Below are 23512 nucleotides of genomic sequence, written 5' to 3' on the forward strand. Positions count from 1 at the left end.
AGGTCCGCCGATGCCGTCAGTCACGTCCCTTGCGATGCCCGACATCGCGTATCAATATTTGCCGATCCTGCTGTTTATCGGCGTCGGCATCGCGTTTTCGCTGATCTTCGTCGGCGCGCCGGTGATCGTGTCGAAGCTGACGGGGACGTCGCAGCCCGACGCCAACAAGCTCAGCGAGTATGAGAGCGGCTTCCCGGCGTTCAGCGACTCCCGCGCGCAGTTCGATGTCCGCTTCTATCTCGTGTCGATCTTGTTCATCGTCTTCGACCTCGAGGCGGCGTATCTGTTTCCCTGGGCGGTGTCGCTCCACTGGACCGGGGTGCCGGGGTGGGTCGCAATGATGCAGTTCCTGGCAGAGCTGGCGATCGGCCTTATCTACGCCTGGAAGATCGGCGCACTGGAGTGGGAATGAACACCAATTTGCTCACCGAGGAGCAGCAGGCGCGGGCGCTGGGCGACAGCCCGGTGTCGGCGCTGACGATCCCCGCGGGGCTGCGCGACGGCTTCCTCAGCGACGTCAATTCGGAGATGTCGAACAAGGGCTTCGTCGTCACCTCGACCGAGGACCTGTTCAACTGGGCGCGGACCGGGTCGCTGTGGTGGATGACCTTCGGGCTCGCCTGCTGCGCGGTCGAGATGATGCACGCGTCGATGCCGCGCTACGACAACGAACGCTTCGGCTATGCCCCGCGCGCTTCGCCGCGCCAGTCGGATGTGATGATGGTCGCCGGTACGCTGTGCAACAAGATGGCCCCCGCGCTGCGCCGCGTTTACGATCAGATGCCCGAGCCGCGCTACGTCATCTCGATGGGGTCGTGCGCCAATGGCGGGGGCTATTATCACTATAGCTACTCGGTCGTCCGCGGCTGCGACCGGATCGTGCCGGTCGATATCTACGTTCCCGGCTGCCCGCCGACCGCCGAAGCGCTGATGTACGGTGTCCTCGCGCTCCAGCGGAAAATCCGCCGGACGGGGAGTTTCGAGCGGTGAGCACGACCGCGCACTGGCCGCAGACCAAGCCTGACGACGGCGTTCAGGCGCGCGTCGAGGCGCTGTTCGGCTCGGCCGTCCTCGGCATTACCGAGCACGCCGGTGAACTCACCGTGCTCATCGTCCGCGATGCGATCGTCGACGTCATCACCGGCCTGCGCGACGATCCCGACCTCGCCTTCAACCAGCTGATGGATCTGTCGGGGGCCGATTACCCCGAGCGCGTCTGCCGCTTCGACGTCAATTACCATCTGCTGTCGCTGACGAAGAACCGCCGCCTGCGCGTCAAGCTCCACACCGACGACACGATGCCGGTGCCGTCGATCACTGGCGTGTTCCCGGTCGCGGGCTGGTTCGAGCGCGAGACATGGGATTGCTACGGCGTGCTGTTCGAGGGCAATCCCGACCTGCGCCGCATCCTCACCGACTACGGCTTCCAGGGTCACCCGTTCCGCAAGGACTTCCCGCTGACCGGCTACGTCGAGCTGCGGTATTCGGAGGAGCACAAGCGGGTGGTCTACGAACCCGTCCAACTCGCGCAGGACTTCCGCAATTTCGACTTCCTGTCGCCGTGGGAGGGGACCGACTACATCCTGCCGGGCGACGAGAAGGCCCAGGCTCCCCAGGCGGGCGCGGTGCCGACCGCTCCGGCGCAGGTGCCGCCGGTGCCGACCGCCGACAGCCTAGCTGCAAAGGCCAAGCCCAATGGTTGAGCAAGCCACCGTCCCCGATTTCAAGCCCACCACGATGCTGCTCGATTCCGACCCGACGATCCCCGGGCCGCAGAATTACCTGCTCAATTTCGGCCCGCAGCACCCGTCAGCGCATGGCGTCCTGCGGCTGGTGATGGAGCTCGACGGCGAGATCATCGAGCGTTGCGACCCGCACATCGGCCTGCTCCACCGCGGAACCGAAAAGCTGTGCGAATACAAGACCTATCTCCAGGCGCTGCCGTACATGGACCGGCTCGATTACGTTTCGCCGATGTGCATGGAGCACAGCTATGTGTTGGCGATCGAGAAGCTCGCCGGCATCGAGGTGCCGCTGCGCGGGCAGTATATCCGCGTCCTTTTCGCCGAGATCACCCGCATCCTCAACCACCTGATGTCGATCGGCAGCCAGGGCAACGACGTCGGCGCGCTCAGCCCGATGCTGTGGCTGTTCGAGGAGCGCGAGAAGCTGATGGGCTTCTACGAACGCGTTTCCGGTGCGCGGATGCACGCGGCGTATTTCCGCCCCGGCGGGGTCCATCAGGACCTGCCCGACGGGCTGCTCGGCGATATCGTCGACTGGGCCGCCGAATTCGAGAAGGTGCTCAACGACGCTGAGTCGCTCGTCGTCAACAACCGCATCTTCAAGCAGCGCAACGTCGACATCGGGGCGATCTCGGCGACCGACGCGGTCGCATGGGGCTTCTCCGGGCCGTGCCTGCGGGCAAGCGGGGTCGCGTGGGACTTGCGGAAAAGCCAGCCGTACGACGTCTACGACCGGATGGATTTCGACGTGATCGTCGGCCACCACGGCGACTGCTACGACCGCTTCATGGTCCGCTACGAGGAGGTCCGCCAGTCGCTGCGGATCATCCGCCAGTGCTGCGCCGAGATGCCCGCCGGCCGCCACGCCAGCCTCGACCGCAAGATCGTGCCCCCGCAGCGCGGCGAGATGAAGCGCTCGATGGAGGCGCTGATCCACCACTTCAAGCTCTACACCGAAGGCTTCCACGTCCCTGCGGGCGAAGTCTATGTCGCGACCGAAAGCCCCAAGGGCGAATTCGGTATCTTCATGGTCGCCGACGGGACGAACAAGCCGTACCGCTGCCATATCCGCGCGACGGGGTTTTCGCACCTCCAGGCGATGGATTTCTTGTGCAAGGGGCACATGCTGGCGGATGCGCCGGCAGTGCTGGGGTCGCTGGATATCGTATTCGGCGAGGTGGATCGGTGAAGGGGCGCGCGTTATTTGCGACATTGTTCGCCATGGCTGCGCTGATCGCCGCTTTCTGCCTGTCGATCGCCTATTTGGCATTTACGTATCTGGGTAATGCGCGTGCGGAGATGATTGCGTTTGCGTTGATCCTCGCGCTCGTCGTTTCCTTCGCAGCGAGCCTGATCGCCCGCGCCTATCGCAAGGCTGCTGGCGTCGGAGAAGCGAGAAAGACCGCATGACCACCGCCACCTACAGCCCCACGACGACCGCCCGCCGCGACGCGTCCCGTCCGCGCGAGTATAGCGATTTTGCGTGGACCGCCGCGAACGCCGAGCAGGTCACGGTTATCCTCGCCCGCTATCCCGAAGCGCGCCGCCACTCAGCGATCATGCCGCTGCTTTGGCTGGCGCAGGAGCAGATGGCGGCGGCGACCGGGTCGGCGTGGCTGCCGGTACCGGTGATCGAGTATGTCGCCGGGCAGATCGGCATGCCGTACATGCGTGCCTACGAGGTCGCGACCTTCTACACGATGTACAATCTGAAGCCGATCGGGCGCTATCTGGTGCAGGTCTGCGGGACGACGCCGTGCATGCTGCGCGGCTCGGACGACCTGTTCAAGGCGTGCAAGGACAAGAGCTTGGTCAAGGGCGGCACCACCGCCGACGGGCTGTTCACGCTGAGCGAAGTCGAGTGCCTCGGTGCCTGCGCCAACGCGCCGATGGTCCAGATCAACGCCGACAATTACGAGGATCTCGACTATACCAGCATGACCGCCCTGCTCGACGCGCTGGCTCGCGGCGAGATGCCGAAGACCGGCTCGGCGATCGGGCGGCAGGCGAGCTGCCCCGAGGGCGGGCCGACGTCGCTGCTGGAGATGGTGTGATGAACAGTCCGCAGGTGCTGCGCTACCTCGCGATGCTGCCGGTTGCGGTTGCGGCTGGCTGCGTGCTGGTCCTGCTTTACAACTGGACGCACGGATTGCCTTTCCGGGAGCCGGCAATTGCCGTGATCTCGTCGTGTATCGCGTTGGCGGCGCTGACATGGACGCGCGCGGCGCGACTGGAGCAGAGCAATGCTCGCTGACAAGGACCGCATCTTCACAAACCTCTACGGCTTCCAGCCGTGGGGCCTCGAAGCTGCGCGCAAGCGTGGCGACTGGGCCGACACCAAGGAATTGATGGCGGGCGGGTCCGACGCGATCATCGACGTGATGAAGGCGAGCGGCTTGCGCGGACGCGGCGGGGCAGGGTTCCCGACGGGCATGAAGTGGAGCTTCATGCCGAAGGTCCCGAAGCCCGATCGCCCGAGCTACCTCGTCATCAACGCCGACGAATCCGAGCCGGGGTCGTGCAAGGACCGCGAGATCATCCGCCACGATCCGCACAAGCTGATCGAAGGCGCGCTGATCGCCGGCTTCGCGATGCGCGCGTCGGCTGCTTACATCTATGTTCGCGGCGAATATGTCCGCGAGGCCGAGACGCTGTTCGCCGCGGTCGCCGAGGCATACGCCGCCGGGCTGATCGGCAAGAACGCGTGCGGGACGGGGTACGATTTCGACGTCGTCGTCCACCGCGGCGCGGGCGCATACATCTGCGGCGAGGAAACCGCGATGCTCGAATCGCTCGAGGGCAAGAAGGGCCAGCCGCGTCTCAAGCCGCCGTTCCCAGCGGGCGCGGGCCTGTACGGCAACCCGACGACGGTCAACAACGTCGAATCGATCGCGGTCGCGCCGACGATCCTGCGGCGCGGCGCGGCGTGGTTTTCAGCGATCGGCCGCCCGAAGAACGAAGGCACCAAGCTGTTCCAGATCAGCGGCCACGTGAACAAGCCGTGCGTCGTCGAGGACGCGATGTCGGTTCCGTTCCGCGAGCTGATCGACACGCATTGCGGCGGCATCCGCGGCGGCTGGGATAATCTGCTGTGCGTCATCCCCGGCGGCTCGTCGGTCCCGCTCGTCCCCGCGCACCAGATCATCGACTGCCCGATGGACTTCGATGCGTTGAAGGACCTGAAGTCGGGCCTAGGCACCGCCGCGATCATCGTCATGGACAAGTCGACCGACGTCGTCCGCGCGATCGCCCGGCTGAGCTACTTCTACAAGCACGAAAGCTGCGGCCAGTGCACCCCGTGCCGCGAAGGCACCGGCTGGATGTGGCGCGTGATGGAACGCCTCGTCACCGGCGAGGCCGAATATCACGAGATCGACCTGCTGCTCGAAGTCACCACCGAGATCGAGGGCCACACGATCTGCGCGCTCGGCGACGCCGCGGCTTGGCCGATCCAGGGGCTCATCCGACATTTCCGCCCCGAGGTCGAAGCGCGGATCGCGAAGCGCAAGGGCTTCGTCCAGGTCCCGGCGATGCTGGAAGCGGCGGAGTGAAGTACGTCGCTCTGATCGGGCGGGCGCTGGTGACCGGTGCCGCAATCGCATTTGCAGCGATGCCGGTGCTTGCGCAGACGCCGCCGCCGGCGGGACGCCCGCCGCTCGAGGGGCCGCTGATGGCGCGGTACCTCGCTGCGGAACAGGTCGGCGGATGTGTCGTGCGAAACAAGCCAAAGGTCGCACAACGTTTCGTCCTGTCTGGAGGCGGCGACCGGTCCGATCCGGCCTCGAACGCCGCCGAGCTTCGTTATGCAGCAGTGCCATGCCTCAAAGGCGAATTTCGCTCGGTTCATCTCGATGGCCTCGAAATGCGCGGCGCAATGGCCGAGGCGCTGTTGAAAGAACATAGCGCGGCCTTGCTGCTTAAGGCGCGGTCGACGCCTCCGCATCTGGCCGAGCGCATTGCGCCTCCGGTCGAGGGGATCAATCTCGCGCTGTTCGGCTGTGTCGTCGCAGCGATGCCCGCGCAGGCGGCGGCGCTGCTCGATGCGGCTCCATCGACGTCGGGCGAGGCATCCGCATTCGCGGCGATCGAACCGGCGTTGCAGGGTTGCGCGCCCGCCGATGCCGCACTGCATATCAAGCCGAGCGCTGTCCGCTGGCTCGTCGCGACGTCGCTTTACCGCCTCGTCGAAACCAATCCCGGGACCTGACCAATGCCTATACTCACCGTCGACGGCATCGAGGTCGAGGTTCCCGCCGGGGCGACCGTCATGCAGGCGTGCGAAGCCGCGGGGGCCGAGATTCCGCGCTTTTGTTATCACGAAAGATTAAGCATCGCCGGTAACTGCCGGATGTGCCTCGTCGATGTGTCGCCGGGACCGCCGAAGCCGCAGGCATCGTGCGCGCTTCCCGCCGCCGACAAAATGGTCGTGTCGACGCGCTCGGCCAAGACGCAGAAGGCGCGTGAGGGGGTCATGGAGTTCCTCCTGATCAACCACCCGCTCGACTGCCCGATCTGCGACCAGGGCGGCGAATGCGACCTGCAGGACCAGAGCCTCAACTACGGCAAGGGCCACACGCGCTACCTCGAGAACAAGCGCGCGGTGACCGAGAAATACATGGGCCCGCTGGTCAAGACCGTGATGACGCGGTGCATCCACTGCACCCGCTGCGTCCGCTTTGCCGAGGAGATCGCCGGCGTCGAGGAGATCGGCGCGATCGGGCGCGGCGAAAACATGCAGATCACATCGTACCTCGAAGGCGCGGTGCGGTCGGAGTTGTCGGGCAATATCATCGACCTGTGCCCGGTCGGCGCGCTGACGTCGAAGCCGTACGCATTCGAAGCGCGGCCGTGGGAATTGAAGCGCACCGAATCGATCGACGTGATGGACGCGGTCGGGACCAACATCACCGTCCACACCCGCGGCGCGGCGGTGATGCGCGTGACGCCGCGGATCAACGACGACGTCAACGAGGAGTGGGCGAGCGACGTGACGCGGTTCGCGGTCGACGGGCTTCAGCGCGGACGCCTCGACACGCCGTATGTCCGGGTTGGCGGCAAGTTGCAGAAGGCATCGTGGGCGCAGGCGTTCGACGCGATCAAGACCGCGCTCGCGGGCGTTGCGGGCGACGAAATCGCGGCGGTCGCGGGTGATTTGTGCGACGTCGAGGCGATGGTCGCGCTGAAGGACCTGCTCGGCACGCTCGGGTCGAGCCGCCACGAATGCCGCGTCGACGGCGCGGAGATTCCGTCCGCCGACCGCGCGCACTATCTGTTCAACACCGGCCTCGCCCAGATCGAGCGCGCCGATGTCATCATCCTCGTCGGCACCAACCCGCGCTGGGAGGCGCCGCTGGTCAACACGCGCATCCGCAAGGCGGTCCGGCGCGGCGGGGCGAAGGTATTCAACATCGGGCCCGAGGTCGACCTGACCTATCCGCTGATGCAGCTCGGCGATGACGCGGGCGTGCTCGGCGACCTGCCGCAGGTCGTCGTCGACGCTTTGGCGAGCGCCGAGCGTCCCGCGATCATCGTCGGGACGGGCGGGATGTCGAGCCTCGGCGCAGTTCACGCGCTGGTCGCAACGCACAATCTTGTCCGCGACGGCTGGAACGGCGTCAACATCCTCCACACCGCAGCGTCGCGGGTCGGCGCGCTCGACATCGGCTTCGTCACTGACGGCGGCATAGCTGCGCTGACGACGGCCGCGCCGAAGATCCTGTTCAACCTCGGCATCGACGAGGTCGAGGTCACGGGCGGATTCACCGTCTATATCGGCCACCACGGCGACCGCGGCGTCCGCACCGCCGACGTCATTCTGCCCGCCGCCGCCTACACCGAGAAATCGGGAACGTGGGTCAACCTCGAAGGCCGGGTCCAGCGCGGCGCGCGCGCAGCGTTTCCGCCGGGCGAGGCGCGCGAGGACTGGACGATCTTCCGCGCGCTGTCGGCGGTGCTCGGGCAGGCGCTGCCATACGACGACCTCCGCGCGCTACGGACGAGGATCGCGGCGGAGTGGCGGCATCTTGCGAGCGAGGGCGCAACTCCAGCGGTGTGGTCCGCGCCGACCGCATCGACGGCCGCCGCGCCGTCGGGGCCGTTCACGCTGCCGGTCAAAAACTTCTACCTGACCAACGCGATCGCCCGCGCCAGCGTGACGATGGCTGAATGCGTCGACCAGATCGTCAACGCAGATGAACCCCAGCTCGAGGCGGCCGAATAATGGGCTTCACCGGCTTCTTCCAAGGCTTTCTCGGCCACGACGTCGGCTATCTCGTCGCGACGCTCATCCTGATTTTGCTGATCGCGCTGCCGGTCATGCTCGGGGTCGCGATCGCGGTTTATGCCGACCGCAAGATCTGGGCGGGAATGCAGATGCGGCGCGGCCCGAACGTCGTCGGACCGTTCGGTGCGTTTCAGACCTTCGCCGACGCGCTCAAGCTGTTCCTCAAGGAAACGATCATCCCGTCGGGGGCGAACAAGGGCGTCTTCCTGATCGCGCCGATGATCACCTTCACCCTCGCGCTGGTCGCATGGGCGGTGATCCCGTTCGACGCGGGCGTCGTCCTCGCCGACATCAACGTCGGGCTGTTGTATCTGTTCGCGGTGAGTTCCATGGGCGTCTACGGCATCATCATGTCGGGCTGGGCGTCGAACTCGAAATACCCGTTCCTCGGCGGCCTGCGCTCGGCGGCGCAGATGGTCAGCTACGAAGTGTCGATCGGCTTCGTCATCGTCTGCGTCGTGCTGTATTCGTCGAGCTTCAACCTGAGCGACATCGTGATGAGCCAGAAGGGCAACGTCCTCGGCATCTTCAACGGCAACATCCTCAACCCGTTGCTGTTTCCGATGGCGATCGTGTTCTTCATCTCGGCGCTCGCCGAGACCAACCGTCCGCCGTTCGATCTTCCGGAGGCCGAGGCGGAACTCGTCGCCGGCTATCAGGTCGAATATTCGTCGATGGCGTTCGCGCTGTTTTTCCTCGGGGAATACGCCAACGTCCTGCTGATGTGCGCGCTGACGAGCCTGTTGTTCCTCGGCGGCTGGCTGCCCCCGCTTAATTGGGCGCCGCTCTACCTCGTCCCCGGGTTCATCTGGTTCTTCGCCAAGCTGTTCATGATGTTCTACATTTTCGCCTGGGTGAAGGCGACGGTGCCGCGATACCGCTATGACCAGCTGATGCGATTGGGGTGGAAGATATTCCTGCCGATCTCGCTGTTCTGGGTGTGCGTGGTCAGCGGGTGGCTCGTCTTCACGGGGCATTACGCGTGAACGCGCGGCAGAAGCAGGCTTGGTTCCATACCGTGTGGATGAGCATTGCGTTGTTCCTCCTCTCGGTCGGTTGGACTGCCTTTTCCGACGTCGATCGCATCAAGCAAAGTCCGGCAAGCTTCGTCGTCGCGCTTCTGATCGTAACGGTGATTTTCCTCGTTGTGCTGGGGGCCATGCGGCTCGTCTTTACAAGGTTTGTCCGATGAACGCCGTCTTCCGCGCCGCCAAATCCCTCCTCCTGCTTGAGTTCCTTCGCGGGCTGGCACTGACCTTCAGCTATCAGTTCAAGCCGAAGGCGACGCTCAACTACCCGTATGAGAAGGGCCCGCTCAGCCCGCGATTCCGTGGCGAACACGCGCTGCGCCGTTATCCGAATGGCGAGGAACGCTGCATCGCGTGCAAGTTGTGCGAGGCGGTGTGCCCGGCGCAGGCGATCACGATCGAGGCCGAGCCGCGCGAGGACGGCAGCCGCCGGACGACGCGCTACGACATCGACATGACAAAGTGCATCTACTGCGGCTTCTGCCAGGAAGCGTGCCCGGTCGACGCGATCGTCGAGGGACCGAACTTCGAATTCTCGACCGAGACGCGCGAGGAACTGATCTACGACAAGGACAAGCTTCTCCAGAACGGCGAGCGCTGGGAGCGGGTGATCGCGGCGAACCTGCAGGCCGATGCGGCGTGGCGTTGAGCACCGCGGTGCTCGGGACGGCGGGGCCCACCGCTCGCCGGCTCATCGTGCGCCCGCGCCGCGCGGCCGACGGCGTGAGATTGAGTCTAACCATGCGCGCAGCGAACCCGCTGTCCGTGATCACGACCGTACCGTCCTCTTTGCTTGCCGCGCTTGTCGCAGGGCGTTAGACGCACCGCAGCATAACCAATCACGCGTCATCCCGCGAAGGCGAGGACCCATCACCCACATTGTCGGGGTGATGGGTCGCTGCCTTCCAAAAGACGACGAAACCAAAACTGGACAACGCCTCTACCCATGATCGCCGCGCTCGCCTTTTACCTGTTCGCGGGCTTCGTCATCCTCGGTGGCGCGCTGACGATCCTGTCGCGCAACCCGGTCCACTCGGTGCTGTGGCTGATCCTCGCCTTCTTCAACGCCGCCGGGCTGTTCGTCCTGCTCGGGGCGGAGTTCCTCGCGATGATCCTCGTCATCGTTTACGTCGGCGCGGTCGCGGTGCTGTTTCTGTTCGTCGTGATGATGCTCGACGTCGACTTCGCCCAGCTCCGCGCGGGTTTCGCCAAATACCTGCCATTCGGCATCGGGCTCGCGGTCGTGCTCCTCGCCGAACTGCTGCTGATCCTCGGCGGCGGCAGCTTCGGCATCAGCGCGCCCGCCGTCAGTCACGCCCCTGTGATCGCCGGAATGACCAACACCCAGGCGCTCGGCAGCCTGATCTACACGCGCTACGTCTACATCTTCCAGGCGGCGGGCATGGTGCTGCTGACCGCGATGATCGGCGCGATCGTCCTGACGCACCGCCAGCGCCCCGGCATCCGCAAGCAGAATATCAGCATGCAGAACGCGCGCACCCCGGGCGAAGCGACGTCGAAGGTCCAGCCCGTCAGCGGCGAGGGCGTGACGCTATGAGCGCTCCCGTCGTGATCGGTCTCGGGCATTACCTTGCGGTCGGGGCGATCCTGTTCGTCCTCGGTGTGCTCGGCATCTTCATCAACCGCAAGAACGTCATCATCATCCTGATGTCGATCGAGCTGATCCTGCTCAGCGTCAACATCAACCTCGTCGCCTTCTCGTCGTTCGCGCACGACATGGTTGGGCAGGTGTTCGCGATGTTCGTCCTGACCGTCGCGGCGGGCGAGGCGGCGATCGGGCTGGCGATCCTCGTCGTCTATTTCCGCAATCGCGGGACGATCGCGGTCGACGATATCAACCAGATGAAGGGCTAGGCATGATCCAGCTCCTCGTCTTCCTGCCGCTCGTCGCCGCGTTGATCGCCGGCCTCGGCAACCGCATGCTCGGCGACACGATCGCCAAGTCGGTGACGACCGCCGCGCTGTTTGTCTCCGCCGCGCTGGCATGGGTGGTGTTCGTCCAGACCGGCCTCGGCCACGGCACGGGCTACACGCTGCCGGTCCTCGACTGGATCGATTCGGGCGACCTTCACGTCGCCTGGGCGTTCAAGATCGACGCGTTGACGTCGGTCATGCTCGTCGTCATCACCACCGTCTCGGCGCTCGTCCATCTCTACTCGTGGGGGTACATGGCCGAGGATCCCGACCAGCCGCGCTTCTTCGCCTATCTCAGCCTGTTCACCTTCGCGATGCTGATGCTCGTGACCGCCGACAACCTCGTCCAGATGTTCATGGGCTGGGAGGGCGTCGGCCTCGCGTCGTACCTGCTGATCGGCTTCTGGTATTACAAGCCGAGCGCCAACGCCGCCGCGATCAAGGCGTTCGTCGTCAACCGCGTCGGCGACTTCGGCTTCTCGCTCGGCATCTTCGGCACCTTCCTCGTCTTCAAGACGGTCAAGCTCGACGTCATCCTCGCCGCCGCCGCGGGCATGAAGGGCACGACCTTCTTGTTTCTCGGCGTGCCGGTCGACGTGATGACGTGCCTGTGCCTGCTGCTGTTCGTCGGCGCGATGGGCAAGTCGGCGCAGCTCGGCCTCCACACGTGGCTGCCCGACGCGATGGAGGGGCCGACCCCGGTGTCGGCGCTGATCCACGCCGCGACGATGGTCACCGCCGGCGTCTTCATGGTCTGCCGACTGTCGCCGATGTTCGAGACGAGCGCGACTGCGTTGACCGTTGTCACCTATGTCGGCGCGGCGACCGCGCTGTTCGCTGCGACGGTCGCGTGCGTCCAGACCGACATCAAGCGCGTCATCGCCTATTCGACGTGCTCGCAGCTTGGCTACATGTTCTTCGCCGCCGGGTCGGGCGCGTACGGCGCGGCGATGTTCCACCTGTTCACCCACGCCTTCTTCAAGGCGCTGCTTTTCCTTGGCGCGGGCGCGGTGATCCATTCGATGCACCACGAGCAGGACATGCGCTTCTACGGCGGCCTGCGGAAGAACCTGCCGCTGACCTTCGCGGCGATGACGATCGGGACGCTGTCGCTGACCGGCTTCTTCTTCACCAGCGGCTATTATTCGAAGGACGCGATCATCGAGGCGGCGTTCGCGCGCGGGACGCAGGCAGGATATTTCGCCTTTGCGATCGGTGCGTTCGTCGCGCTGCTGACGAGCTTCTATTCGTGGCGGCTCGCGTTCCTGACCTTCTTCGGCGAACCACGCTGGGCGGGGAGCGAGCATATCGCGCATGCCCACGATGAGCATCACGGCCACGATGCCGAGACCGGGCACGCCGCGCACGATACGGAATCGACCAACGACAGCGTCGGCATGGAGCACGACCATGCCCCGGTCCACGCGCAGGTCGCCACCGGCACCGGCGGCTATCACCCGCACGAATCGCCGTGGACGATGCTGCTCCCGCTTGCCGTGCTGAGCATCGGCGCATTGTTCGCCGGCTTCGTCTTCCACAATGCCTTCATCTCGCCCGAAGGCGGTGCCGCGTTCTGGCAGGGCTCAGCGGTGTTCAACGCGCACCTCGCCGAGGCGAGCGAGCATCTGCCGGCGTGGGTCGTCTGGACCCCGGGCGTCATGTTCTTCCTCGGGCTCGGCCTCGCCGCGCAATATTACCTGCGCGATCGCGACGCCCCGGCGCGCTTCGTCAAGGCGTTCGGCGGGCTGTACGCCTTCCTCGTCCACAAATGGTATTTCGACGAGCTGTATAATCTCGTCTTCGTCCGCGGCGCGTTCTTCTTCGGCAATCTGTTCTGGAAGGTCGGCGACCAGGGCATCATCGACCGCTTCGGTCCCGACGGCATCGCCGCCGCGGTATCGGAATCGGCGTCGGTGGCGAAGCGCTTCCAGTCGGGCTACCTCTATTCGTACGCGCTGGTCATGCTGATCGGGGTCGCCGCGGCGGCGACATGGTTCGTGCCGCGAGTGTTCCAGTGAGCTTCCCCATCCTTTCGGTCATCGTCCTCTTGCCCCTCGTCGCCGCCTTCTGGGTGCTGCTTGCGCCCGGGGCCGAGGACGCGCGCGCAAAGAACGCCCGGATCACCGCGCTCGTCGTCACGCTGATCGAACTCGCGCTCGGTGTCGTCCTGTGGGTCAGCTTCGACACCTCGACCGCGGCGTTCCAGTATGTCGAGAAGATCGACCTGTTCGCACCGTTCCTGTCGTGGCACCTCGGCATCGACGGCATCGCGCTGATGCTGATCGTCCTGTCGACCTTCCTGATGCCGTTCTGCATCCTCGCGTCGTGGGACTCGATCCAGAAGCGCGTGCCCGAATACATGGCGGCGTTCCTGCTGATGGAGACGCTGATGATCGGCGTCTTCGCGAGCCTCGACCTGTTCCTATTCTACGTCTTCTTCGAAGGCGGGCTGATCCCGATGTACTTGATCATCGGCATCTGGGGCGGCGCGCGGCGGATATACGCGAGCTACAAGTTCTTCCTCTACACGCTTCTCGGCTCGGTGCTGATGCTGCTGGCGATGATCTACATGGTCAGCGTCGCGCACACGACCGACATCCCGACGCTGCTGACCTTCAATTTCGATCCCGAAGTCCAGACGTGGCTGTGGCTCGCCTTCTTCGCCTCGTTCGCGGTCAAGATGCCGATGTGGCCGGTCCACACCTGGCTGCCCGACGCGCACGTCGAGGCGCCGACCGCGGGGTCGGTGATCCTGGCCGGCGTCCTGCTCAAGATGGGCGGCTATGGTTTCGTCCGCTTCTCGCTGCCGATGTTCCCCGACGCGTCGGTCGAACTGATGTGGCTGGTGTTCGGCCTGTCGATCGTCGCGGTCGTCTACACCAGCCTCGTCGCGCTGGTGCAGTCGGACATGAAGAAGCTGATCGCTTATTCGTCGATCGCGCACATGGCGTTCGTCACCGCCGGCTTGTTCGTCTTCAACACCCAGGGGATCGAGGGCTCGCTGCTGATGATGCTCAGCCACGGCCTCGTCTCGGGCGCGTTGTTCCTGTGCGTCGGGGTGATCTACGACCGGCTCCACACCCGCGAGATCGCGCGCTACGGCGGGCTGGCGAACAACATGCCGCGTTACGCCCTGTTCTTCATGCTGTTCACGATGGCGTCGGTTGGCTTGCCGGCGACGAGCGGCTTCGTCGCCGAGTTCCTCGTCCTCCTCGGCACCTTCGCGGCGTCGACGTGGCTCGCGGTCGGTATGACGACGGGCATCATCCTCGGCGCGGCGTACATGCTGTATCTGTACCGCCGGGTGATCTTCGGGACGCAGGATAATCCCGAAGTGCTGGCGATGACCGACCTCAACCCGCGCGAGATCATCACGCTGGTGCCGATCGCGCTCGCGGTGCTGTGGATGGGGATTTATCCGACGAGCTTCCTGACGCCGCTTCATGCGCCGGTGGCGAACCTGCTCGCGCGCCTCCATCACGCCGCGCCACCGGTCCAGAAGGTGATGCCCGCGACGGCAAAGGGTCCGGCCAAGTGACTGCCATGACCACGCTCGCCCAATCGGTCCATCTCGCGTCGGTCGAGGCGATCCTGGCCGCGGGTGTTTTCGTTACGCTGATGCTCGGCGTGTTCCGCGGCGACCGCAGCCTGGTGCCGCTGACATGGGTCGTCGTCGCGATCATGGCGCTCGCGGGCGTCTATCTCGGCGTCGTCCCCGCCGCCGGGGCGACCGGTTTCGGCGGATTGTATATCGCCGACGGCTTCTCGACCTTCCTCAAGGTGCTGATCCTCGTCGCGGCAGCGGTATCGGCGGTGCTCGCGCTGCCGTACCTCAAGCAATCGGCGACCGCGCGCTTCGAATATCCGGTGCTGCTGCTGTTGTCGGCGCTCGGCATGTGCATGATGGTCAGCGCGAACGACATGCTGTCGCTCTATGTCGGCCTCGAGCTGCAAAGCCTCGCCGCATACGTCCTCGCCGCCTTCCACCGCAACGAGGCGAAGTCGAGCGAAGCGGGGCTCAAGTATTTCGTCCTCGGCGCGCTCGCGAGCGGCATCCTGCTCTACGGCATCAGCCTCGTCTACGGCTTCACCGGGACGACGAGCTTCACCGCGCTCCACGCCGTTGTGCGCGGGCACGGCGCGGCCGATATCGGCGTGCTGTTCGGGCTGGTCTTCATCCTCAGCGGCATCGCCTTCAAGATCGCCGCGGTGCCGTTCCACATGTGGACCCCCGACGTCTACGAAGGCGCGCCGACCCCTGTCGCGGCGTTCTTCGCCAGCGCCCCCAAGGCGGCGGCGATGGGCCTGCTCCTCCGCGTCGCGATCGACGCGTTCGGGGGCATGACCTTCGACTGGCGCCAGATCGTCACCTTCGTCTCGATTGCATCGATGCTGCTCGGCGCGGTCGGCGCGATCGGGCAGGTCAACATCAAGCGGCTGCTCGCGTACTCGTCGATCAACAACATCGGCTTCGCGCTGATCGGCCTCGCCGCCGGAACCCGCGAGGGCGTCACCGGCGTGCTGTTCTATCTCGCGGTTTATTTGGCGATGACGCTCGGCAGTTTCCTCTGCGTCCTCCAGATGCGCGGCCCCGACGGCGAGCCGGTCGAGACGCTCGCTTCACTCAGCGGCCTGTCGCGGACGCGCCCGTGGCTCGCCACCGGCTTCGCGATCTTCATGTTCAGCCTTGCGGGCATTCCGCCGCTGCTCGGCTTCTGGCCCAAGTTCGCGGTGTTCCAGGCGGCGATGGACGCGCATCTCTACGTCCTCGCCATCGTCGGCGTCGTCGCGTCGGTGGTGGGAGCCTATTATTATCTGCGCGTCATCAAGTCGGTCTACTTCGACGATCCCGCCCCGGCGTACGCCCCCGCCGACAGCCGCACCAACAGCGCGCTGATCGTCGTCGCGGCGGTGTTCTGCTCGCCGATCGGGATGCTCGCGATCACCCCCCTCGTCGCGGCGGCGAGCCGTGCCGCGGCGGCGTTGCTCTGACTGCAAATTTGTCATTCCCGCGAACGCGGGAACCCAAGGTCACAATCGTCGGTGACTTTGGGTCCCCGCATTCGCGGGGATGACCTCGTAAAATGATCACCCACCTCGCCACCGTCGGATCGACCAACGACTGGCTTGCCGAACGCCCCGACCTGCCCGACGAAAGCTGGGTCCGCGCCGATACCCAGACCGGCGGGCGTGGACGGCGCGGGCGGGCGTGGCTGTCGATCCCGGGCAATCTTTTCACCAGCGTCGTCGTCCGCCCGCAACTGGGGGAGGGGCCGCCGCAGCAATTGTCGTTCGTCGCCGCAGTCGCGCTCGCGGCGATGCTCGACCGCTGGGTCGCCCCCGACCGACTGAGCCTGAAATGGCCAAACGACGTCCTGCTCGACGTGGTCAAGGTCGCGGGCATCCTGCTCGAGGGCGGAAGCGGGGCGACGATCATCGGCTTCGGCGTCAACCTCGCCGGCCACCCCGACGCAACCGAGCGCCCGGCAACCTCGCTCCCCGCCGCGGGTATCGCCGCGCCGACCGCCGCCGAAGCCGCCGACCGGCTCGCCGCGACCTTCGCCGACGCGCGGGCGATATGGCGGACCTATGGTTTCGAGGCGGTTCGCACCGCATGGCTCGTGCGCGCCGCTGGGCTCGGCAAACCGATCGAGGCGCGGCTCGGCAGCGAGACGATCAGCGGCACCTTCACCGGCATCGCCTCCGACGGCGCTCTCGACCTGACCCTCGCCGACGCCAGCGTCCGCCGGATTCACGCTGGCGAGGTCTTCGCGCTATGAGCGCGTCAGGGACACCGCCATGCTGCTAGCGATCGACGTCGGCAATACCAACATCGTCTTCGCGCTCGTCGAGGGTAAGGACATCCGCCAGCGTTGGCGGATCTCGACCGATCGCAACCGCACCGCCGATGAATATGCCGTCTGGCTCAACCAGTTGATGCAGCTCGAAGGCGTCGAGCGCACGCATATCAGCGCGGCGATCATTGCCACCGTCGTGCCCCCGACGCTGTTCAACCTCCAGCATCTGTGCCGCAAATACTTCAAGGTCGAGCCGATCGTCGTTGGGACCGAGGGGATCGAATACGGCATCAGCATCGCCGTGCCGAACCCGGGCGAGGTCGGCGCCGACCGTATCGTCAACGCCGTCGCCGCGCACGCCGCGACGCGCGGCAACCTGATCGTCGTCGACTTTGGCACGGCGACGACCTTCGACGTCATTACCGAGGATCCGATGACGGGTCAGGGGTCGTATCGCGGCGGGGCGATCGCGCCCGGGATCAACCTGTCGATGGACGCGCTCTACGCCGCCGCCGCCAAGCTGCCGCGCATCGCGGTCGAGCCTCCCGGCGGCAATCACAGCGTCATCGGCACCAACACCGTCCACGCGATGCAGTCCGGCGTGTTCTACGGTTACGTCGGCCTTATTGAAGGATTGGTCGCGCGCATTACATCGGAGATCGGGCGACCCATAACGGTGATCGGCACCGGGGGCCTCGCCACCCTTTTCAATCGCCATACTGAGGCCATCGATATGGTCGATGGCGACCTTACCATTCGCGGATTGCTCCGCATCTACGCCCTCAACACGACTGGAACATAATGGCCGTCAATAAAAACAAGAACTTCCTCACCCCCGGCGACGAACTGCTCTTCCTGCCTCTCGGAGGGTCGGGGGAGATTGGCATGAACGTCAATCTCTACGGCTGCCGCGGCAAGTGGGTGATGGTCGATCTCGGCATGACCTTCGCCGACCCGAGCTATCCGGGCGTCGACCTGATCCTGCCCGACCTCAGCTTCATCGAGGAGCGCCGCGAGGATCTGCTCGGCATCGTCATCACGCACGGGCACGAGGACCATATCGGCGCGATCCCGTATCTCGCCGCCGACCTCGGCGTTCCGATCTATGCGACGCCGTTCACCGCCGGGCTGATCCGCGGCAAGCTCGAGGAGGAGGGGCTGACCAAGGAGGTCAAGCTCCACGTCATCCCGATGGGCGGGTCGATGACGCTGGGCGACTTCAAGTTCAGCTATGCCGCGATGGCGCACTCGATCCCCGAGGGCAACGGGCTGATCATCGAGACGCCGCACGGCCGCATCTTCCACACCGGCGACTGGAAGCTCGACGACCAGCCGCAGATGGGGACGCCGTCGACCCCCGAGCAGATGCGCGCGCTCGGCGACAGCGGCGTGCTGGCGATGATTGGCGATTCGACCAACGTCTTCAACGCCAAGGCCAGCGGCTCCGAAGCCGGGGTCCGCGACGGGCTGCTCGAGGTCATCCGCAACCGCAAGACCGGGCGCGTGCTCGTTACGACCTTCGCGTCGAACGCGGCGCGGCTGCACACCCTCGGCCAGGTCGCGCTCCAGGTCGGGCGGCAGGTCTGCGTCGTCGGTCGGTCGATGGACCGCATCCTCGGCGTCGCCCGCGCCACCGGCTACCTCAAGGACTTCCCGCCGATCCTGTCGTTCGACCAGGCGGCGCGGCTCGATCCGTCGAAGCTGCTGATCATCTGCACCGGCGCGCAGGGCGAGCCGGCAGCGGCCCTGAGCCGCATCGCCAGCGGCAGCCACCAGCATCTTAAGCTCGAGCGCGGCGACTGCGTGATCTACTCGTCAAAGGAAATTCCCGGCAACGAGCTGTCGATCGGCATCGTCCAGAACGCGCTCGCGACGCGCGGGGTCGAGGTCATCACCGAACGCCAGGCGCACGTCCACGTCTCGGGCCACCCCGGCAAGCCCGAACTCGAGGCGATGTACGGCTGGGTCCGGCCGGAGATCGCAATTCCGGTCCACGGCGAACGCCGCCACCTCGAGGCGCACGCCAAGCTGGCGCTCGACATCGGCGTACCGCGCGCAATGGTGCCGACCAACGGCAACGTCATCCGCCTCGCCCCGAACGGCCCCAAGCTGATCGGCAACGAAAAGGTCGGGCGGCTCGTGCTCGACGGCGACGTCATCCTGCCCGCCGACGGCTCGACGATGCTCAGCCGTCGCCGCATCATGCACAACGGCTACATGTCGGCGACGGTTGTGCTCAACGGCAGCGGCAAGTTGGCAGCGAAGCCGGCGATCATGGCGCAGGGCGTGCCGGTCGAGGAAGACGCGACCGAGTTCATCGCGGAGTGTTCGGAAGCCGCCGCGCAGGCGGTGCGCAACGGCGATTCGCGCAACCCCGAGAAGTTCTCGGAGAGCATCCGCGTCGCGGTGCGGCGCGTGGCGCGCGACTGGACGGGGAAAAAGCCCGTTACCGACGTGCAGATCGTCCGGGTGTGACGGTGGCGGCAGGTCCTGCACGCCGGGATGTGGCGGGTGCCGAAGTGCCTGTTCGTCACCTCGGCACAGGGGCTGCGGTAAAGTTTCGTCACATCGGCGCAGGCCGGGGCCCATGTTTGAACACGCGACGGCCTTCGCGTTGTGCGGATAATTGGGTCCCGGCCTTCGCCGGGATGACGGCAGGGTAAAGGGCGGTTCGTCATGCGCTGGTACTCCGCCGTCGTCATCTACATCCTGTTCTGGATGCTGACCTTGTTCGCCGTCCTCCCGTTCGGCGTCCGCACCTCCGCCGAAACCGGCGAGGCGCTGATCCCCGGTCAGGCCGACAGCGCCCCAGTGCGTCCGATGCTCCGGACCAAGGCGCTGTGGACGACCGCGGTCTCCGCCGTGCTGTTCGGCATCTACTACTGCAACTATGTCTACGGCTGGATCACGATCGCCGATATCCCGGGGTGGGGCTGACAAAAACGCTGTCCTACACTGCGCCGGTCCGCCTAGATTGCTGGCATGACTGAGTCGGCCCCTTGACCGAAATCCGGAGCGCCACCGCGCAAAACAACCGGACCGGTACGACGGGGAGGATATGCGGGGGGTACGTGGCGTCAGGTTCATCAACTTCGTCCAGTTTGCTTGACACTCGGCCGAACCGGACGGGCTCGTGACGATCTCGGCGGCTTCTCGAGCCGGGCCGCCCGCCGTTGCGGTCCCAGCGAGGCCGCGGCACTTCACCGGCGCGCTCTACCTCCAGGTCATCGTTGCAATCGTCGCCGGCGTCCTCGTCGGCTATTTCTTTCCAGCGACCGGGGCGGCGCTGAAGCCGCTCGGTGACGCCTTCATCAAGCTCGTCAAGATGGTCATCGCGCCGGTGATCTTCCTGACTGTCGCGACCGGCATCGCCGGGATGGGCGAGTTGCGCTCGGTCGGGCGGGTGGTCGGCAAGTCGTTTGCCTATTTCCTGTTCTTCTCGACGCTCGCGCTGGCACTCGGGCTCGTCGTCGCCAACATCGTCCAGCCGGGGACGGGGCTCCACATCGCCCCCGCGAGCCTCGATTCAGGCGCCATCGCGAGCTACACCGCAAAGGCGCACGACACGACCGTCGTCGGCTTCCTGACCAACATCATCCCGACGACGATGGTCAGCGCGCTGACCGAAGGCGACATCCTTCAGGTGCTGTTCGTCGCGATCCTGACCGGGGTCGCGCTCGTCCTGATCGGCGACAAAGGTCAGCCGGTCCTGACCGTGCTGACGTCGGCGACCGCGCTCATCTTCCGCATCGTCTCGATCCTGATGCGCTCCGCGCCCGTCGGCGCGTTCGGCGCAATGGCGTTCACCATCGGCAAGTTCGGGCTGGGGACGCTCGCGCATCTCGCGACGCTGGTGGCGAGCTTCTACATCACCTCGCTGCTGTTCGTCTTCGTCATCCTCGGCGGCGTCGGGTTGTATTGCGGCTTCTCGATCTTCCGCCTCGTCGCGTATTTGAAGGAGGAACTCCTCCTCGTCCTCGGCACGTCGTCGTCCGAAGCGGCGTTGCCGAATCTGATCGCCAAGATGGAGGCGGCGGGGTGCCGGCAGGAGGTCGTCGGGCTCGTCGTGCCGACCGGCTACAGCTTCAACCTCGACGGGACCAACATCTACATGACCCTCGCCGCGCTGTTCATCGCGCAGGCGACCGACGTTCATTTGACCATCGGCCAGCAGGCGCTGCTGCTCGGCGTCGCGATGCTGAGTTCGAAGGGCGCGGCGGGGGTGACCGGGGCAGGGTTCATCACGCTCGCGGCGACCCTCGCGGTGGTGCCGTCGGTGCCGGTCGCGGGGATGGCGCTGATCCTCGGGGTCGACCGATTCATGAGCGAATGCAGGAGCTTGACTAACTTCGTCGGAAATGCCGTGGCGACGATCGTCGTATCGAAGTGGGAGGGCGGACTGGATCACGCGAAGCTCGACGCGGCGTTGGGGCGGAAGGCCCTCTGATCCTCCGCGTCTTCGGAGAAGGCTTGGAAGATCCTACTTCAATCGCTCCAGCGCCTGCGCCAGCACGACGTACAGCTTGCCCACATCCGACGACACCAGCGTCACCGCCAGCGCCTGTCCCTCGCGGTCCGCCCGGACCCGGTCGAGCAGCGTCTCGAACTCGCCGATGTAGCGCGTCGCCTGCTCGGCGAAGACCGGGTCGTGCTGGAAGTGGCGGGCGATGGCGCGGGCGGTGCCGCCGTCGATCAGGCGGACGGCCCGCCTCGCGAACAGCCCGCGGTCGCCCTTGAGGTACGCCGCCCAGTCGCCGTCGCGGACCTCGATCGCCATCGGCCGGGCGATGTCGATCGCCTGCGCCCGAAGCGAATCGAGCAGCGATGCCGACCGCTTGGCGATGTCATCGCGCAGCCGCAGGTCATAGCGGGTGTCGACCTCGTCGATCCGTGCCTCGACCGTGGCAACGGTCGCGGTCAGCCCCAAAAGCCGCGCGGCGATCCGGTCGGCGGTCGCCTGCGCGGCCAATCCAGCCTGCGTCGCGGCACCGTCGAGTCCGGCAATCTCGGCGCGGATCGGGTCGCCGAATGCAGCCTTGGCGCGCGCGGTGCCGGCGTTGTCGAGCGCCGCCTCGGCCTCGGCAACGATGGCGTCGAGCGTTGTCCGCATCGTGCCGGCGGTGGCATTGGCGACTTCGCGGACGCGCGACAGCACCTCGATCAGCGCCTGCGCCGATGTCAGCGCCGACCCCTGCGCGACGCCCTCGATCGCCGCGAGCGTTGCCTGCGCGGTCCCGAGTTCGGCGGTCAGGCCATGTGCGGCCTTCTCGACGACGGCCTGCTGGCGGGCGACTTCGGCTCCAGCCGCAGCGATCGCCGCCGCCGCCGCATCGACCGGCGGGACAAGCGCGGTCGTCGCGGTGTTGAGCCGGTCGAGATCGCTGGTCAGCGCCGCCACGGCCTCGGCGTGAACCGGCAAATGCTCGGCGAGTGTCGCGATGACTCCGTCCGCCCCGCCGGTCAACCGTGCGATCCCGGCGTGCGCATCGTCGAGCGCAGCGTTTGCCTGCGCCAGCGGCGGGTTGACGCTGTCCGCCGTGTCGCGGATCGCCGCCATTCGTGTCTGGAAACCGTCGAGCGTTGCGGTGCCCATCGCAGCAGCATGACCGAGCCGCTTGTCGAGGATGGCGAAGCTGCGCTCGATGCCCTCGACCATCGCCTGCGACCCTGCGTCGTGATCCGCGAGCCGTGCCGCCAGCGTGTCGCTGACATCGATGATCGCGGTCAGGCGGGCGGTCACCCGCTGCGCCGCCTCGCCGCCGATCGCATCGAGCGCCACGCGCGCCTGGTCGACGCTCGCGAGCAGGGCATCGGTCTGGACATGGATGCCGTCGCGAGTGGCGTCGAGGGCGGCGGTGGCACGATCGAGCGCGGTGTCGACGGTGCGCCCGAGCGTCGCCGTCCGGTCGGCGATCGCCCCCGCTGCCGCAACCGACGCGTTTTCGATCCCGGCGAGCAGTCCAGCCATCGTCGCGCTCGCCTCGGTGACCTGTGCCGCGGCGGCATCGTTGCGCGACCAGACCCCGGCGAGCATCGTCTCGACCGACTCGAGCTGGCGCCCCGTCTCCGACGCGGTCCGTTCAAGGATCGTCGCGAGCGACGTTGCCTGGCGGCTGGCTTCGGGGAGGAGCGTGCCGATCTGCTGCGACGCGCCGCTGGCGGTGTTGCTCGCGAGCTGGAGCGCCGCTGCCCCGGCTTCGAGCCGGGTCGCGGCGAGGACGAGGCCGCCGCCATCGCCTGTCGCGGCAGCGCGCAGGCCCTCGACGCGGGTCAGGACCGCAGCGAGCGTCGCGTCGATGTCGAACAGCCCCTCCCGGATCGCCGCCGTCGCTGCGCCCGCCGCAGCGCTGCGTGCCTCGAGCTCGTCGAGGTCGCGGCGCGCGGACCGCTGGAGCAGGTCGATGCCGATCACGACGACCGCGAGCGGCGCGGCGATCTGGACCACGAGCTGCGCGACGAGCCCGGCGATCAGCACCGGGTCGCGTTGCGCGAAGCTGCCGGTCATCGACCCGGCGATGATCGCCCCGGCAATGACGATCAGCCACGCAAGGCCGATGAGGAAAATGATGACCGGGCGGCGGCGCGAAGTCTCGGACGAATTGGTCACGGCGGGACGGTCACCTTCGCACACGGCTGTTGGGATCACAGGGTCTATCACCCGTCGCCGGGCGAGGACAGTCCGCCCGCTTGGCAGACCGGGGTTGCGGCCCGTATGACCCCGGC

Annotated in this window: 24 protein-coding genes; 23 read left to right on the forward strand and 1 reads right to left on the reverse strand. The window is 66.3% G+C overall.

Annotation, left to right across the window (positions count from 1 at the left end; translation table 11 throughout):
• Positions 1 to 34 precede the first annotated feature (34 nt).
• From ndhC to KTC28_RS12720, 23 genes are all read left to right on the forward strand, one after another.
• Positions 35 to 412 (forward strand): NADH-quinone oxidoreductase subunit A, encoded by a 378-nt coding sequence (gene ndhC, locus KTC28_RS12610; protein ID WP_216708128.1) that lies wholly within the window; start codon positions 35 to 37, stop codon positions 410 to 412.
• Positions 413 to 528: 116 nt separating this feature from the next.
• Positions 529 to 990 carry a NuoB/complex I 20 kDa subunit family protein gene (locus KTC28_RS12615; RefSeq protein WP_226896288.1) on the forward strand — a complete coding sequence of 154 codons (462 nt, stop codon included), beginning with the start codon at positions 529 to 531 and terminating at the stop codon, positions 988 to 990.
• On the forward strand, positions 987 to 1703 hold the full coding sequence (locus KTC28_RS12620) for an NADH-quinone oxidoreductase subunit C (protein ID WP_216707518.1): 717 nt from the start codon (positions 987 to 989) through the stop codon (positions 1701 to 1703). The genes KTC28_RS12615 and KTC28_RS12620 overlap by 4 nt, the downstream gene beginning before the upstream one ends.
• A 34-nt stretch (positions 1704 to 1737) precedes the next feature.
• Complete coding sequence (locus tag KTC28_RS12625; RefSeq protein WP_216708129.1) at positions 1738 to 2934, forward strand: NADH-quinone oxidoreductase subunit D; 1197 nt, start codon at positions 1738 to 1740, stop codon at positions 2932 to 2934.
• Positions 2931 to 3155 carry a hypothetical protein gene (locus KTC28_RS12630; protein WP_216707519.1) on the forward strand — a complete coding sequence of 75 codons (225 nt, stop codon included), beginning with the start codon at positions 2931 to 2933 and terminating at the stop codon, positions 3153 to 3155. Before KTC28_RS12625 ends, KTC28_RS12630 begins: the two co-directional genes overlap by 4 nt.
• Positions 3152 to 3799: an NADH-quinone oxidoreductase subunit NuoE gene (gene nuoE / locus KTC28_RS12635; RefSeq protein ID WP_216707520.1), complete on the forward strand. Its 648-nt coding sequence runs from the start codon at positions 3152 to 3154 to the stop codon at positions 3797 to 3799. The genes KTC28_RS12630 and nuoE overlap by 4 nt, the downstream gene beginning before the upstream one ends.
• Positions 3799 to 3999: a hypothetical protein gene (locus KTC28_RS12640; protein ID WP_216707521.1), complete on the forward strand. Its 201-nt coding sequence runs from the start codon at positions 3799 to 3801 to the stop codon at positions 3997 to 3999. The genes nuoE and KTC28_RS12640 overlap by 1 nt, the downstream gene beginning before the upstream one ends.
• On the forward strand, positions 3989 to 5296 hold the full coding sequence (nuoF, locus tag KTC28_RS12645) for an NADH-quinone oxidoreductase subunit NuoF (RefSeq protein ID WP_216707522.1): 1308 nt from the start codon (positions 3989 to 3991) through the stop codon (positions 5294 to 5296). The genes KTC28_RS12640 and nuoF overlap by 11 nt, the downstream gene beginning before the upstream one ends.
• Entirely contained in the window at positions 5293 to 5952 is a 660-nt protein-coding gene (locus tag KTC28_RS12650) for a hypothetical protein (RefSeq protein WP_216707523.1), read from the forward strand. The genes nuoF and KTC28_RS12650 overlap by 4 nt, the downstream gene beginning before the upstream one ends.
• A 3-nt stretch (positions 5953 to 5955) precedes the next feature.
• Positions 5956 to 7965 carry an NADH-quinone oxidoreductase subunit NuoG gene (gene nuoG / locus KTC28_RS12655; RefSeq protein ID WP_216707524.1) on the forward strand — a complete coding sequence of 670 codons (2010 nt, stop codon included), beginning with the start codon at positions 5956 to 5958 and terminating at the stop codon, positions 7963 to 7965.
• Positions 7965 to 9014 (forward strand): NADH-quinone oxidoreductase subunit NuoH, encoded by a 1050-nt coding sequence (gene nuoH / locus KTC28_RS12660; protein WP_216707525.1) that lies wholly within the window; start codon positions 7965 to 7967, stop codon positions 9012 to 9014. Before nuoG ends, nuoH begins: the two co-directional genes overlap by 1 nt.
• Positions 9011 to 9220, forward strand: a complete 210-nt coding sequence (locus KTC28_RS12665) for a hypothetical protein (RefSeq protein ID WP_216707526.1) — start codon at positions 9011 to 9013, stop codon at positions 9218 to 9220. The genes nuoH and KTC28_RS12665 overlap by 4 nt, the downstream gene beginning before the upstream one ends.
• Complete coding sequence (nuoI, locus tag KTC28_RS12670; RefSeq protein WP_216707527.1) at positions 9217 to 9705, forward strand: NADH-quinone oxidoreductase subunit NuoI; 489 nt, start codon at positions 9217 to 9219, stop codon at positions 9703 to 9705. The genes KTC28_RS12665 and nuoI overlap by 4 nt, the downstream gene beginning before the upstream one ends.
• A 297-nt stretch (positions 9706 to 10002) precedes the next feature.
• On the forward strand, positions 10003 to 10614 hold the full coding sequence (locus KTC28_RS12675) for an NADH-quinone oxidoreductase subunit J (protein ID WP_216707528.1): 612 nt from the start codon (positions 10003 to 10005) through the stop codon (positions 10612 to 10614).
• Between the two features lie 11 nt (positions 10615 to 10625).
• Positions 10626 to 10931: an NADH-quinone oxidoreductase subunit NuoK gene (gene nuoK, locus KTC28_RS12680; protein WP_216708130.1), complete on the forward strand. Its 306-nt coding sequence runs from the start codon at positions 10626 to 10628 to the stop codon at positions 10929 to 10931.
• Positions 10932 to 10933: 2 nt separating this feature from the next.
• On the forward strand, positions 10934 to 13009 hold the full coding sequence (nuoL, locus tag KTC28_RS12685; protein ID WP_216707529.1) for an NADH-quinone oxidoreductase subunit L: 2076 nt from the start codon (positions 10934 to 10936) through the stop codon (positions 13007 to 13009).
• Positions 13006 to 14529: an NADH-quinone oxidoreductase subunit M gene (locus tag KTC28_RS12690; RefSeq protein WP_226895970.1), complete on the forward strand. Its 1524-nt coding sequence runs from the start codon at positions 13006 to 13008 to the stop codon at positions 14527 to 14529. The genes nuoL and KTC28_RS12690 overlap by 4 nt, the downstream gene beginning before the upstream one ends.
• A 5-nt stretch (positions 14530 to 14534) precedes the next feature.
• Entirely contained in the window at positions 14535 to 15983 is a 1449-nt protein-coding gene (gene nuoN, locus KTC28_RS12695; protein ID WP_216707531.1) for an NADH-quinone oxidoreductase subunit NuoN, read from the forward strand.
• 92 nt (positions 15984 to 16075) lie between these two features.
• Positions 16076 to 16771: a biotin--[acetyl-CoA-carboxylase] ligase gene (locus KTC28_RS12700; protein ID WP_216707532.1), complete on the forward strand. Its 696-nt coding sequence runs from the start codon at positions 16076 to 16078 to the stop codon at positions 16769 to 16771.
• Between the two features lie 19 nt (positions 16772 to 16790).
• Positions 16791 to 17591, forward strand: coding sequence for a type III pantothenate kinase (locus KTC28_RS12705; protein ID WP_216707533.1), 801 nt, complete (start codon positions 16791 to 16793; stop codon positions 17589 to 17591).
• The gene (locus KTC28_RS12710; protein ID WP_255601995.1) at positions 17591 to 19264 is read left to right on the forward strand and encodes a ribonuclease J; all 1674 of its coding nucleotides are present in this window, start codon (positions 17591 to 17593) and stop codon (positions 19262 to 19264) included. Before KTC28_RS12705 ends, KTC28_RS12710 begins: the two co-directional genes overlap by 1 nt.
• 201 nt (positions 19265 to 19465) lie before the next feature.
• On the forward strand, positions 19466 to 19726 hold the full coding sequence (locus KTC28_RS12715) for a DUF1467 family protein (protein ID WP_216707534.1): 261 nt from the start codon (positions 19466 to 19468) through the stop codon (positions 19724 to 19726).
• 196 nt (positions 19727 to 19922) lie between these two features.
• Positions 19923 to 21236, forward strand: a complete 1314-nt coding sequence (locus tag KTC28_RS12720; RefSeq protein WP_439650098.1) for a dicarboxylate/amino acid:cation symporter — start codon at positions 19923 to 19925, stop codon at positions 21234 to 21236.
• Between the two features lie 33 nt (positions 21237 to 21269).
• Here KTC28_RS12720 and KTC28_RS12725 read toward each other — a convergent pair whose 3' ends face one another.
• On the reverse strand, positions 21270 to 23396 hold the full coding sequence (locus tag KTC28_RS12725) for a coiled-coil domain-containing protein (RefSeq protein WP_216707535.1): 2127 nt from the start codon (positions 23394 to 23396) through the stop codon (positions 21270 to 21272).
• Between the last annotated feature and the right edge of the window lie 116 nt (positions 23397 to 23512).

This window comes from Polymorphobacter megasporae, assembly GCF_018982885.2.
Classification (GTDB): Bacteria; Pseudomonadota; Alphaproteobacteria; order Sphingomonadales; family Sphingomonadaceae; genus Polymorphobacter_B; species Polymorphobacter_B megasporae.